This is a genomic window from Novosphingobium sp. SG754 (assembly GCF_013149315.1).
Taxonomy (GTDB): Bacteria; Pseudomonadota; Alphaproteobacteria; order Sphingomonadales; family Sphingomonadaceae; genus Novosphingobium; species Novosphingobium capsulatum.
Window position 1 is genome coordinate 43,084 of record NZ_JABGCC010000006.1, and the last position, 13,119, is coordinate 56,202.

A 13,119-nucleotide genomic window follows, 5' to 3' on the forward strand; every position below is an offset into this window, starting at 1 on the left:
CGTTGACAGCCCGGCCGCAATGACCAAGCCCCTGGATATGTTCACGCCGTTCCCCCCATGCGGCGCGCCATGCGCCGCCCATCGGCGGGAATAATGCCCCAAGCGCCAGCCAAGTCTAGAGAGATTTCCGTCGCTTGCGGTCAGATCCCGCCGGTCACGCCCTGCCGGCCCAGCGCGGCAAGGCCAGTCATGAGATCGGCCATGCAGGCATCGATAATGCCCTGGTCGGTGGCGCGGATGACGAAATTGGCGCCCACCTTGCCTTCGCGGAAAAACGGGTAGGAACCGATCTGGCAGCCTTGGTGGGCCTGCTCGGTTTCGCGCAGCAGATCGGCCACTTCGCTTTCGGTCACCCAGCAGCCGATCGTGCCAGACAGCACCGGCAGCCCGCCTTGCAGCGTGCCGGTCAGTGCCGCCAGCATCTCTGCCGCAATGTGCGGCACGCCAGCCAGCAGGTGGATATTGGCCACGGCAATGCCCGGCGCGCCCGACAGCGCGTTTTCGATCAGCGTGGCGCCCGCTGGCACCCGCGCCATGCGCAGCCGCGCCTCGTTCACGCCGCCGCGCGGGCCGTAATAGTCTTCCAGCATCGCGCGGGCGGCCGGGTGGATCACCACCTCCACCCCCAACGCGGCGGCCACCGCGTCCACGGTGATGTCATCATGGGTGGGGCCGATGCCGCCGGTGGTGAACAGGTAGTCGTTGCGTGCGCGCAGCGCGTTCACCGCCTCGACGATCGCGGCCATGTCATCGGCCACCACGCGCACTTCTTTGAGGCGGATGCCCTGGACGTTGAGCCAGGTGGCAACCTGGGCGATGTTCTTGTCGTGGGTGCGGCCAGAGAGAATTTCATCGCCGATCACCAGCAGGGCTGCGGTCCAGATGCGGGCGGGGTCTATGCGGGATGCGTCGCTCATCGGGGCGTATCGATAACGCAATCGGGCGCGGGCGCAAGCGGCTGGGGCGCGCGGTCAAAGCGCAGTACGCCATCCTCCAGGGGGTCTTTGGCCAGAAACGCGCGATCGGCGAGGTAATCGTGATTGAGCCGCCAGCGCCGGTCGGTGCTGCTGCGCGGCAGCATGGCTTGCCCACGCAGCAGATAGCCGGAGGAAAACGCGGGCGTATCGTCCATTTCCAGGCCGTGGTCTGCCACCAGCACAGGCGTCGCCACGTGCGTGCCGGTGTGCGCCATGTGGGCCAGCACCCGCGTAGTGAACGCGGCCACCAGATCGGCACGCAGCGTCCACGAGGCGTTGAGATAGCCGAACACCTGCACCAGGTTGGGCAGGTTCGACAGCATGCAATCCTTGTAGTTGACGTGATCGGCCAGGTTCACCGCCACGCCATCGCGGCTGAGCGCGATCTTGCCGGCCACGGCCAATTTCAGGCCGGTGGCCTTGACGATCACGTCGGCCGGCAGGCGCTGCCCATCGGCCAGCACCACGCCGCCGGCCTCGATCCGGGCGATGTGGCCAGTGACCACTCTGGCTTGTCCGGCGCGGATCGCGGCAAACAGATCGCCATCGGGCACCAGGCACAGCCGCTGCTGCCACGGGCCATAGGGCGGGGTGAACGCCGCTTCGTTCCAGGCCGGGCCGAGCGCGCGGGCTGCCCGCCGCTTGAGCCAGGCGCCCACCTTGTCGGGCGCGCGGCGGGCGCGGTTGTAGAACCAGGCACCCAGGCGGATGTTGCGCGCCCGCACCAGCCGCGCGGCGAGGCGGGCCGGGAGCACGCGGTGCAGAAGCTGTGCGAGCCGGTCTTGCCGTGGGCTGGCAATGAACCAGGTGGGCGTGCGTTGCAGCATGGTGACCTGCGCCCCGCGCTGCGCCAGCGCCGGCACCAGTGTGGCGGCCGTCGCGCCAGAGCCGATTACCACCACCTGCCGGCTCGCCACGTCCAGATCCTGCGGCCAGAACTGCGGCAGCACGATCGGCCCGGCAAAGTCCTGCTCGCCAGCGAGCGGCGGATCGTGCGCGGCATCGTGATCGTAATAGCCCGCGGCCAGCACCAGGAAGCGCGCCGTCAGGCGCTGCTCCGTCCCCGCCGCATCGATCAATACCAGGCGCCAGCAGGCGGCGGCACTGTCCCAATCGGCCGCCGTCACGCGGGTGTTGCGGCGGATGTGCCGGTCCAGATCGAACAATGAAACGGTTTCGTTCAGATAATCGCGGATCGCCGCGCCATCGGCAATGGCATCGGCGCCGCGCCACGGGGCAAAGCCGAAGCCCAGGGTGTGCATGTCGCTATCCGATCGCACGCCGGGATAGCGGAACAGGTCCCAGGTGCCGCCCAGGCTGGCGCGCCGCTCCAGCAGGGCAAAGCGGTGGCCGGGGCAATCGCGGGCGATGTGGGCGGCCATGCTGATGCCGCTGATGCCTGCGCCGATGATCGCCACATCCAGGTCGGGCGTGTGTATCGTCATGGCCATGGACGTAAGGCTTTGCCCGGCTTTTGCCAGCACGATTGCGCTTTTCCCGTGCCATTGCCACATAGGCCGCCATGACGATCATTGCCGCGCGCCGCTATGTGCCCGATCCCACTGGCCGCTCGGCCGTCCGCATTCCCGGCCCGCTTGCCCTGGACGACAGGTTCTCCGCCGTGCCCGATGGGGCATTCGACTGGATTGGCCTGTGCGAGCCCTCGCACGAGGAGATGGCGCAGGTGGCCAGCCACTATGGCCTGCATCCCCTGGCGGTGGAAGACGCCCTCAACCCCCAGCAGATGCCCAAGCTGGACCAGTACCAGAAGCACCTGTTCGTGGTGGCGCGCACCGCCACGCTGGAGCCGGGTGAGACGCTGGCTTATGGCCAGACGGCGTTTTTCCTGGGCGCCGATTTCATCATCTCGGTCCGGTTCGGCTCCAGCCGGGCGCATCTGGGCCTGCGGGACAAGCTCGAGGCTGATCCCGAGCGCCTGGCCGAAGGCGCCGACTATGTGCTGCATGCCGTGCTCGATTTCATCGTCGATGGCTATCTGCCGATCATGGAGCGCCTGGAAGCCGTGGCCCACGCCATGGAAGAATCGGCGATCGACGTCTTTCCCGAACAGCAGACGATCCGCCGCATCTTCCGCCTGCGCCGGCAATTGCGCCGGTTCGAGCGGATCATCGGCCCGATGGAGGAAGTGTGCCAGCGCCTGGCCGAATCCCACGTGGCGCTGATCGATCCCACCGCGCGCATCTGGTTTCGCGACGTGCTCGACCATGTGCGCCGCGCCATGGCGCGCCTGCGCGGACTGAAAGAGACGCTGGCCGCGATCGTCGAAACCGCCAGCCTGCTCGAACAGCATCGCCAGGGGGAAATGACTCGCCAACTGGCCGCATGGGCGGGCCTGCTCGCCGTGCCCACCGCCGTTGCCGGCATCTATGGGATGAACTTCGAGTACATTCCTGAACTCAAATGGCACTACGGCTATTTCTTCGTCTGGGGCGTGATCCTGACGATATGCGGCGGGCTCTATTGGCGTTTTCGCCGGATCGGCTGGCTGTGACCGGCTGATTCCGGCCGGCATCGCGCATCGCCCCCCTCTCGCATAATCCCCTATGCCGGCATCGGCGCAGGCTTAACGCGCCATGGTCCATGCACTGCGAAAGGCCGCGCCATCTGTCGCGCGGGATGATGCAAGGCAAGGGTGGCTCTCACATGTCTGTTTTCGGGTCTTTGCGAATTCGCACCATTTCCCTGCTGGGCACGCTGCTACTGGCCCTGGCGGCCGTGGGCAGTGCGGCCATGGCCATTTCGGCGACCAGCAGCCTTGGTGGGCGGTTGACCGCGATGTCAACCGACACGGTTCCCACGCTCACCGCGCTGACTCAGTTGCGTGGCATGCTGGGCGATCTGCGGCTGACCATCGCCAAGCACATCCTGTCGAACGAACTGACCGAAACCCGCCGCCTCGATGCCGAGTTCGACCAGCGCGTGGCGGATTTCGACAAGGCCCTGAACGACTATCGCGCCTTGCAAGCGCCGACCGGCGATCAGGACGAACTGAACGCCGTGGGTGAACTGCAGCAGATCTTCCACACCTGGGTCAAGGAAGCCCGCCCGGTGCGCGACTATTCGCTGCAAAACCGCAACGACGAAGCCTATAACCAGTTTCGCGACCGGATGAATCCCCTGGGATTGACCATGGGCAAGCGCATTGCTGGCCTGGCCACGCGGAATGCCACGCTGGCCAAGGCAGACACCGCAGCGGGCGTGGCCCAGGCAGACCATCTGCGGTCCATGGCCGTGGGGGCGGGTGTGCTGGCCGTGATCGTTGCTCTGGGCGTCGCCCTGCTGTTCCGCCTGCGCGTGTCGAACCCGCTGATGCGCCTGTCCGAGGCGATGCAGGACATGGCATCGGGGCAGATCGATCGCAGCATCCCGGGGCATGAGCTGACCGACGAAGTGGGCGACATTGCCCGCGCGCTGGAAGGGATCAAGGATTTCGTGGCGCGGCGGGCTGCGCGTGCCGGTGAAGAGCGCATGGCCGTGCAGCAGCAGGTGGTGGGCGCGTTGGGCGCGGGGCTGGCCTCGCTGCGCGAAGGGCGCCTGCAGCACCGCATCACCGAGACGTTTCCAGGCGATTACGAGCAGCTGCGCGTCGATTTCAACCAGTCGATGGCGACGCTGGCCGATGCCTTGGGCCAGGTCACCCAGGCCGCGCAGGGCGTGCGCGTAGGTGCCAGCGAGATCGCATCGGCCAGCCATGACCTGTCGAGCCGCACTGAAAACCAGGCCGCCGCGCTGGAAGAATCCGCCGCCGCCGTGCGTCAGCTGAGCACCACCGTGGCGCAGACCGCGCAGACCGCCAAGGACGCCAGCGACACCGCGCGGCAGACCCGCCATGAGGCGCGTGCCAGCGGCGAGACGATGACCCAGGCCGTCTCGGCCATGGAAGACATCGCCAAGTCGAGCAACCGCATGCAGGAAATCGTCGCGCTGATCGAAGGCATCGCGTTCCAGACCAACCTGCTCGCGCTCAATGCCGGGGTGGAAGCGGCGCGCGCCGGGGACGCTGGCAAGGGCTTTGCCGTGGTCGCCAGCGAAGTGCGCAGCCTGGCGCAGCGCTCGTCCGAAGCGGCCAAGGAAATCACCGCGATCATCCGCGAGAGCGATCGCGACGTGGGCAATGGCGTGCAGATGATCGGCGAAACGCAAAGCGCGCTTGGCCAGATCGTGGAGCGCACCTCGCGCCTGTCGGAAATGATCGAGGCGATCGCCCGCTCGGCCGAAGAGCAGGCCGGCGCGATCGGCCAGGTCGATACCGTGGTATCCGACATGGACCGCATCACCCAAGCCAACGCCGCGCTGGTGGAAGAAGCCACGGCCGCCTCGCGCAGCCTGTCGAACGAAGCCAATGCCCTGGGCCAGCTGGTTGGCCAGTTCGACCTGGGCACCGGCCATGCGCCCGCCGGCCATACCCGCCTGGCGGCCTGAGCGACCGGCGCAACTAATCGGGTGACATTCACCGTCCTTGCGCGTTAGCCCCGTGCTTCGTCACGACAACAGGGGACCTGACCGCGCATGGCCGGTGGATCGACACGCACCATTCTGATTGCCCTGGGGGCAAATCTCGGCATTGCCGTGGCCAAGTTCGTGGCCGCCGCGTTTACCGGCTCTTCTGCGATGCTCACCGAAGGCGTGCACAGCATGGTCGATTCGACCAACCAGCTGTTGCTGCTGCACGGCCGCTCGCGCGCGGTGAAGCCGGCCGATGCGCTGCATCCCTTCGGCTATGGCCGCGAGCTCTATTTCTGGAGCTTCATCGTCGCGATCCTGGTCTTTGCTCTGGGCGCGGGGGTTTCGGTTTTCGAAGGGGTGATGCACATCCTGCATCCCGAGCCGGCGGAAAGCCCGCTGATCGCCTTTGCCGTGCTGGGCGTGGCCTTTGGCCTGGAAGGCTGGTCGATCCTGGCGGCGCTGGGCGATTTCAACCGCGGGCGGCGCGGCACGGTCTGGGCTGCGATCCGCGATACCAAGGATGCGCCCACGCTGGTCATCCTGCTGGAGGATTCCGGCGCGCTGGTCGGCCTGGTCGTCGCCGCGCTGGGCCTTGGCCTCAGCCTGCTGACCGGCAATCCGCTGTGGGATGGGATGGCCTCGGTGGTGATCGGGCTGGTACTGGGCGCGCTCGCGCTGATCCTGCTCTATGAAGCCAAGGGCCTGCTGATCGGCGAAAGCGCCGATCCCCAGCTGGTCGCGGCGATCCGCGCCACCGCAGCTGCCCACACCGGGGTGGTGCGCGTGCACGAAGTGCTGACCGTGCACAGTGCGCCAACGATGGTGACCGTGATCATCAGCGCCGATTTCGACGATACGATCACCGCGCGCGACGTGGAGCGCATCGTGCTGGCGATCGAGACCGAGGTATCGAGCCGCTTTCCCCTGGTGGCGCGCGTCTATGTTCGCCCGCGCGACAGCGCGACCGAGGCTCTCGACGGCTGAGCAGCGGGGCGTTCAGGTGGTCAGGCGATCACGCCATAGAGGTCGTGGGCATCGGCCTCTTCCACCACCACGCTCACGAAATCGCCGGCCTTGAGGCTGGCGGGCACGTTGCGCAGATAGACCGCGCCATCGATTTCCGGGGCATCGGCCTGGCTGCGGCCGGTGGCGCCGATATCGCCGTCTTCGTCCGGCTCGCCGACGTCATCAATGATTACGCGGATCGTGCGGCCCACCTTGGCGGCGAGGCGCGCGGCGCTGATCGCCTCGGTCTTGGCCATGATCCGGGCATAGCGCTCTTCCTTGACCGCGTCGGGCACGGCATCGGGCAGGCTGTTGGCCGCCGCGCCTTCGACCGGTTCGAACCGGAAGGCGCCGACGCGATCGAGCTGGGCTTCATCGAGCCAGTCGAGCAGGTACTGGAAATCCTCTTCGGTCTCGCCGGGGAAGCCGACGACGAAGCTGGAGCGGATCGCCAGGTCGGGGCAGATTGCGCGCCAGGCCTTGATACGGTCGAGCACCTTGGCTTCGTTGGCCGGGCGCTTCATCGCGCGCAGCACCTTGGGGCTGGCGTGCTGGAATGGGATATCCAGATAAGGCGTGAGCAGCCCTTCCGCCATCAGCGGGATGACCTGGTCGACGTGCGGATAGGGATAGACATAGTGCAGCCGCACCCACGGCACCTGGCCATCGGGCGTGCGCAGCTGGCCCAGCTCGCGCGCCAGGTCGGTCATGTGGGTGCGCACCTCGCGGCCTTTCCAGGTCCGTGTCTCGTGGCGCACGTCCACGCCATAGGCCGAGGTATCCTGGCTGATTACCAGCAGTTCGCGGGTGCCGGCGGCCACCAGCTTTTCCGCCTCGCGCAGCACGGCATCGATCCGCCGGCTGGCCAGCTTGCCGCGCAGGTCGGGAATGATGCAGAACGAGCAGGCGTGGTTGCAGCCCTCTGAAATCTTGAGATAGCTGTAATGGCGCGGGGTGAGCTTGACCCCGCCCATGTCATCCAGCGCCTGGGGGATCAGGTCGAAATAGGGGCCCATCGCCGGCGGCGCGGCTTCGTGCACCGCTTCCACCACGGCTTCGTACTGATGCGCGCCGGTCACGGCCAGCACATCGGGGAACCGGGCGCGGATTACCTCGGCCTCGTTGCCCATGCAGCCGGTCACGATCACGCGGCCGTTTTCGGCAATCGCCTCGCCGATCGCGGCCAGGCTTTCCTCCTTGGCCGAATCTAGAAACCCGCAGGTGTTGACGAGCACGACATCGGCCCCGGCATAGTCCGCGCTCATGGCATAGCCATCGGCGCGCAGGCGGGTAAGGATGCGTTCGGAATCGACCAGCGCCTTGGGGCAGCCCAGGCTGACCATGCCGATGCGCTTGGGCTCGGGGGCGGGGGTGGTGTCGCGGGAATCGGGGGGAAATGTGGCCATTGTGCGCGCGCCCATACGCGCAAAAGGCGCGCGCGTCACCTCATCATGGCTTTTCCCCGGCCTTGCTGGGCTTGGGCGCCGATCGCTGCGACGGAGCGTGGAAGGAAAACGATGATTTCCTGTCACATGTTTGCGCTTTGCGTGCGCTGGGTCTACGCACTGGCTCACACGGGGGCGTGGCACGGGAAAGAGGTGCAATGGGTCCGGTAAACTGGTTTGCAGTGATTTTGGCCGTTCTGGCGGCGCTGGCGGTGCAGGGCCTGTGGTATGGCCCGCTCTTTGGCCGGGCACGCCTGGCCGAAGTGGGGCCGGGCGGGCTGGGCCTGCGCATGGCGCCTTGGCGCACGCTGGCGATCACCGCGGGCCTGCTGCTGGTCAGTTCCACAATGATGGGCCACATGTTCGCCCGCGTCGGCGCGGCCACTCTGGCGGCAAAGCCCTGGCTCTTCTTCATGATGTCGGGCGGCCTGGCCGGTGCCTTTGTCATTCCCGGCCTGTGGATCGGCTATACCCAGCAGCGCACCTCGACGCGCCTGGCGATGATCGATGCCGGCTGCGTCATGCTGTGCTATCTGGCCATGGGCACGGTGTTCTGGCTGCTGGGCCGGTTCTGATATTCTAGAGTCGGCGTAAGGCCTCGCACCACCCCCAACCCCCTCCTCTAAAGAGGATGGGGCTTTATTTTTAGCACCTTAACTCCCCCTCCTCTTCAGAGGAGGGGGTTGGGGGTGGTGCTGGGGCCATGAACAAACCTACAACCGCACCGGCAGATAGGGCGCCGGATCGCGCGGCACATTGTCGCGGCGCAGTTCGAAATGCAGTGTCGGCTTTTGCGCTTCGCCGCTGCGGCCGATGCGCGCGATCGGCTGGCGGGCGGTCACGCGCTGGCCCTCCACCACGTCAACCCGGCCGAGATAGGCATAGGCGGTGACCCAGCCACCGCCGTGGTCGATCACGATCAACTGGCCAAAGCGCTGTGGCTCCGTGCCGGCGAACAGTACGCGACCAGCGGCTGCGGCATGGACCGACATACCGGTAAACGCGGCCAGATCGATGCCGTTGTTGGCCCGCCCCTGCGCCTGGCGCACGCCAAAGCGCGCCACGATCGTGCCTGATGTGGGCCAGGACAGGCGCGGGGCGCCAGTCTCACGCTGGTGTGCCGGGGCCGTTTCGGGGGCCGGGCGCAGCGGTGGCGCGGGGCGTGCGACAGGCGCCGGGCGGGGTGCCGGCCGAGGCACTGGCGCCGGGCGTGAAGCAGGGCGGGGTGCGGGCGGCACGGCGTCACCTGCTGGCGATGGCCGGCGCAGCACTTGCCCCTGGGTAATCAGATAGGGCAATGGCACACGGTTTTCCGCCGCGAGCGCCGCCATCGAAACGCCCATGCGGCGGGCAATCGCGGCAAAGGTATCGCCCGGCTGAACCACATAGGTCCAGGCGATGATCGGGCTTTCATAGGGCGGCGGCGGCGGCGGTGCGGGCGGGGCGGGCGGCGCAGCCAGCGATGCCGACGGCAGCAGCGCGAGCAGGAAGCCCAGGCCGCGCCGTTGCATCCGCCCCATGGCGCTCAGCCCTGCGGCACCAGGCGGGTGAGCCCGGCCATGTAAGGCGCCAGCGCTGCTGGCACCTCTACCGAGCCGTCTTCCTGCTGGTAGTTTTCCAGCACGGCCACCAGCGTGCGGCCCACGGCCAGGCCCGAACCATTGAGCGTATGGACGAATTCGGTGCCCTTGGCATTGTCCGGCCGATAGCGCGCGTTCATCCGCCGCGCCTGGAAATCGCCGCAGTTGGAGCACGAGGAAATCTCGCGATAGGCATCCTGCCCCGGCAGCCACACTTCCAGGTCATAGGTGATGCGGGCAGTCGCCCCCATGTCACCGGCGCACAGCAGCATCTTGCGATAGGGCAGGTCCAGCGCCTGGAGCACCGATTCCGCCGCCGCCGTCATCCGCTCGTGCTCGGCAGCCGAATCCTCGGGCTTGCAGATCGTGACCAGTTCCACCTTGTCGAACTGGTGCTGGCGGATATAGCCGCGCGTGTCGCGCCCGGCGGCACCGGCTTCGCTGCGGAAGCACGGGGTCAGCGCGGTCATGCGCAGCGGCAGCGCGCTTTCGGCCAGGATCTGTTCGCGCACGGCATTGGTCAGCGAGACTTCGGCTGTGGGGATCAGCCAGCGCCCGTCGGTAGTGCGGAACAGGTCTTCGGCAAACTTGGGCAACTGGCCCGTGCCGAACACCGCCTCGTCCTTGACCAGCAGCGGCGGGGCGCATTCGACATGGCCGTTCACGCCGGTCTGGTGATCGAGCATGAACTGCGCCAGCGCGCGTTGCAGGCGGGCCATCTGGCCGCGCAGGAAGGTAAAGCGCGCGCCGGAAATCAGCGCGCCGGTTTCAAAGTCCAGGCCGAGCGCCGGCCCCAGATCGGCGTGTTCCTTGGGCGCAAAGGCAAAGCTGCGCGGGGTGCCCCAGCGGGCCACTTCCACGTTACCGGCTTCGTCTTCCCCCTCGGGCACGGCATCGGCGGGCAGGTTGGGCAGGGCGGCCAGCGCGGCCAGGCTTTGCGCGGAAAGCTGGCGTTCTTCCTCTTCCAGCGCGGGCAGCGTGGTCTTCAGCGTGGCGACTTCGGCCTTGAGCGCTTCGGCGGTGTCCTTGTCACCCTTGGCCATGGCCGCGCCGATCAGCTTCGAGGCTTCGTTGCGGCGGCCCTGCGCCTCCTGCATCCGCGTGGCCACCTCGCGGCGGCGGGCGTCGAGCGCCAGGATGTCGGCAGAGACGGGGGCCACGCCACGGCGGGCGAGGGCGGCGTCGAAGGCTTGCGGGTTTTCGCGGATCAGGCGGATATCATGCATGGTTGCCGGGCTATGCCCGCAAGGCTGCGCGGATGCAATCGGCCCGATGCGATGAGACTTGCCGGAAAAGGGCAGATCAGGAACAAGGCGCGCATGACGCAGACCCCGCACCGCCTCGCCCTTCAGGTTGCCGATCATCTTGGCATCATCACCCTCGCGCATCCGCCGCTCAATTTCCTGTCGGTGGAATTGCTGGGCGAGATCGCCGATGCGGTGGAGGCCTGCGATGCCGATCCGCAGGTGCGCGCGATCGTGCTGCGCGCGCAAGGCAAGACCTTTTGCGCCGGAGCAGACCTGGTTGGCGGCGCGGCCGGGGAAAGCGGGCCCGATGGGCTGGCCGCGATCCGCCGGCTCTATGACCAGGCGCTGCGCCTGTTTGGCCGGCGCAAGCCGATGATCGCGGCAGTGGGCGGCGCGGCGGTGGGGGCAGGGCTGGGCCTGGCCCTGGCCGCCGATTTCCGCATTGCCAGCCCGGCAGCGCGGTTTTGCGCCAATTTCGTGGCGCTGGGCTTTCACCCCGGCTTTGCCATCAGCCACACCCTGCCGCGCGTGGTGGGGGAACAGCGCGCGGCGTGGATGATGCTCTCGGCCGAACGAGTAAAGGGAGAGCAGGCGCTGCAATGGGGCCTGGTCGATCGCCTCGTGCCGGCAGAGGAACTTGACGCAGCGGCGCTGGCCATGGCCGGCGCCGTGGCCGCCAACGGGCCACTGGCCCTGGTCGAGGTGCGGGCCACTCTGGCGCGCGGCCTGGCGCAGGAGGTGGCGGCCACGCTCGACCACGAACTGGCGCGGCAGGCACTCTTGCGCGAAACCGCCGATTATGCCGAAGGCGTGGCAGCCGTGTTCGAGCGGCGGCCGGCGCGCTTTACCGGGGCCTGATGCTGCGGCTGCGCTGCCCAAGCGGGATCAGGCCTGGTGCAATTGCTGGCGCAGGTCCTGCAGCGTGCCGGTGATGTGCGCGGCGGCCAGTGCCTCGGCACGGGCGGCATCGCGCGCCAGCCAGGCCTGCAGCAGGCCGTTGTGTTCGTCATGGGCGCGGTCGCCGCGTCCGGCCGGGGCGAGATGGGCCACGGTATAGCGTTCCGACAGGAACTGCAGCCGCTCGATCAGTTGCACGGTCAGCACGCGGCGGCAGGGCCGGGCCAGCGCAACGTGGAACTCGCGGTTGCGCATGGCCACCTGCTCGGCCTGGCCGGCAGCGGCCTTGTCCAGCGCGTCCATCGCGGCGGTGGCGGCGGCGCGTTCGGCGTCGGTGGCGGCCAGTGCCGCCAGGCCAACCGCCGCCGGTTCGATCGCCAGGCGCAGGGCATAGATTTCCTCGGCCTCGTCAGCGCTCATCGCGCGGACGAAGTAGCCACGGTTGGCATGGGAAACCAGCAGGTTCTCCTGCTCCAGCCGGGCCAGCGCCTCGCGCAGCGGGATCTTGCTCACGCCAAATTCGGCGGCCAGCGCATCCTGCCGGATCGGCTGATCTTGCGCCAACTCGCCAGAGACGACTTTCTCGCGCACGAGATCGAAAATCCGATCGGCCAGCGTGCGCACAACAAGGCTCATTCCCGCTTACTCCAGCAGCCGCAGCGACGGGGGGCAATTCCTGTTCCGGCCGGGCGCGACCATATATGCCACGCGCCGGTAACCGCAATGCCTGCCGGCGCCCGATCAATGCGTGGTGCTGACCGTCCAGGTGGCGCTGGTAATGGCAGCGTGGCGGCCGATGTGGGCGGTGATCGCATCGAGATCCGCCGGGTTGGCGGTGGTCGGCACCAGGATCGCGCCAAGTTCGACCTGCGTGTCGCCATCGGTCAGCGTCTCGATCTCGCGGATCGGATAGTGGTGCATGTCGAGTTCCTCGAACAGCAGATCGCGCGCGGTGGCGACGTTTTCCGCCGCGCAGACCACGTGCACGCGATAGAGCGCCTCCGTCTCGCCCGGCGTCAGCGGGCGGCGGTTGACGGCATCGACCAGCGGGCGCAGCAGCGTGTTGCCGGCCAGCACGAAGATCGCAACCAGCACGGCTTCCGCTGGTTTGCGCGCGCCGGCAAAGCTGCCCACCGCCGCACTGGCCCAGAGCGTGGCCGCCGTGTTCAGCCCGCGCACCTGCGTGCCTTCCTTCATGATCACACCGGCGCCGAGAAAGCCGATGCCCGATACGACATAGGAAATAACCCGCACCCCGCCATCCACCCCGGCAACCCGCAGGCCGAGATCGGTGAACGCGGCCGCGCCCACCGCCACCAGCACATTGGTGCGCAGCCCGGCGGTGCGCTGGCGCCATTGCCTCTCCAGCCCGATCAGCGTGCCCAGCACGAACGCGGTCGACAGGCAGATCAGGCTGGTGATCAGCCCGACCAGATCGACATCGAACAGCGCGGCGATCGAGGCCGGATCGGGCAGGGTCTGGGAGGTAACGGACATGACC

12 protein-coding genes are annotated in these 13,119 nt (G+C 67.7%); 5 read left to right on the forward strand and 7 right to left on the reverse strand.

What is annotated here, in order from left to right:
- Window positions 1-140 precede the first annotated feature (140 nt).
- Complete coding sequence (locus tag FHW97_RS15795; protein WP_168352376.1) at window positions 141-917, reverse strand: molybdopterin-binding protein; 777 nt, start codon at window positions 915-917, stop codon at window positions 141-143.
- Complete coding sequence (locus FHW97_RS15800; RefSeq protein ID WP_168352377.1) at window positions 914-2,422, reverse strand: NAD(P)/FAD-dependent oxidoreductase; 1,509 nt, start codon at window positions 2,420-2,422, stop codon at window positions 914-916. Before FHW97_RS15800 ends, FHW97_RS15795 begins: the two co-directional genes overlap by 4 nt.
- A 77-nt stretch (window positions 2,423-2,499) precedes the next feature.
- Here FHW97_RS15800 and FHW97_RS15805 point away from each other — a divergent pair, with 77 nt between their 5' ends.
- From FHW97_RS15805 to FHW97_RS15815, 3 genes are all read left to right on the forward strand, one after another.
- Window positions 2,500-3,489, forward strand: a complete 990-nt coding sequence (locus FHW97_RS15805) for a magnesium and cobalt transport protein CorA (protein ID WP_168352378.1) — start codon at window positions 2,500-2,502, stop codon at window positions 3,487-3,489.
- 152 nt (window positions 3,490-3,641) lie between these two features.
- Window positions 3,642-5,420: a methyl-accepting chemotaxis protein gene (locus FHW97_RS15810; protein ID WP_168352379.1), complete on the forward strand. Its 1,779-nt coding sequence runs from the start codon at window positions 3,642-3,644 to the stop codon at window positions 5,418-5,420.
- An 87-nt stretch (window positions 5,421-5,507) separates the two neighbouring features.
- Window positions 5,508-6,428 (forward strand): cation diffusion facilitator family transporter, encoded by a 921-nt coding sequence (locus FHW97_RS15815; protein WP_022675036.1) that lies wholly within the window; start codon window positions 5,508-5,510, stop codon window positions 6,426-6,428.
- Window positions 6,429-6,448: 20 nt separating this feature from the next.
- Here the strand turns inward: FHW97_RS15815 and rimO are convergent, their stop codons facing one another.
- Window positions 6,449-7,855: a 30S ribosomal protein S12 methylthiotransferase RimO gene (rimO, locus tag FHW97_RS15820; RefSeq protein WP_168352380.1), complete on the reverse strand. Its 1,407-nt coding sequence runs from the start codon at window positions 7,853-7,855 to the stop codon at window positions 6,449-6,451.
- A gap of 221 nt (window positions 7,856-8,076) precedes the next feature.
- Between rimO and FHW97_RS15825 the strand changes: the two genes are divergently transcribed.
- Window positions 8,077-8,469: a DUF1761 domain-containing protein gene (locus FHW97_RS15825; protein WP_054132076.1), complete on the forward strand. Its 393-nt coding sequence runs from the start codon at window positions 8,077-8,079 to the stop codon at window positions 8,467-8,469.
- A gap of 138 nt (window positions 8,470-8,607) precedes the next feature.
- Here the strand turns inward: FHW97_RS15825 and FHW97_RS15830 are convergent, their stop codons facing one another.
- Together FHW97_RS15830 and serS are read right to left on the reverse strand one after the other, a co-directional pair.
- The gene (locus FHW97_RS15830; RefSeq protein ID WP_168352381.1) at window positions 8,608-9,414 is read right to left on the reverse strand and encodes a M23 family metallopeptidase; all 807 of its coding nucleotides are present in this window, start codon (window positions 9,412-9,414) and stop codon (window positions 8,608-8,610) included.
- A gap of 5 nt (window positions 9,415-9,419) precedes the next feature.
- Window positions 9,420-10,700: a serine--tRNA ligase gene (gene serS, locus FHW97_RS15835; protein WP_168352382.1), complete on the reverse strand. Its 1,281-nt coding sequence runs from the start codon at window positions 10,698-10,700 to the stop codon at window positions 9,420-9,422.
- Between the two features lie 93 nt (window positions 10,701-10,793).
- Between serS and FHW97_RS15840 the strand changes: the two genes are divergently transcribed.
- The gene (locus FHW97_RS15840) at window positions 10,794-11,579 is read left to right on the forward strand and encodes an enoyl-CoA hydratase/isomerase family protein (RefSeq protein ID WP_168352383.1); all 786 of its coding nucleotides are present in this window, start codon (window positions 10,794-10,796) and stop codon (window positions 11,577-11,579) included.
- A gap of 27 nt (window positions 11,580-11,606) precedes the next feature.
- On the opposite strand, the gene FHW97_RS15845 is transcribed toward FHW97_RS15840, so the two are convergent.
- Entirely contained in the window at window positions 11,607-12,254 is a 648-nt protein-coding gene (locus FHW97_RS15845; RefSeq protein WP_168352384.1) for a GntR family transcriptional regulator, read from the reverse strand.
- A 105-nt stretch (window positions 12,255-12,359) separates the two neighbouring features.
- Entirely contained in the window at window positions 12,360-13,115 is a 756-nt protein-coding gene (locus tag FHW97_RS15850) for an MgtC/SapB family protein (protein ID WP_168352385.1), read from the reverse strand.
- Between the last annotated feature and the right edge of the window lie 4 nt (window positions 13,116-13,119).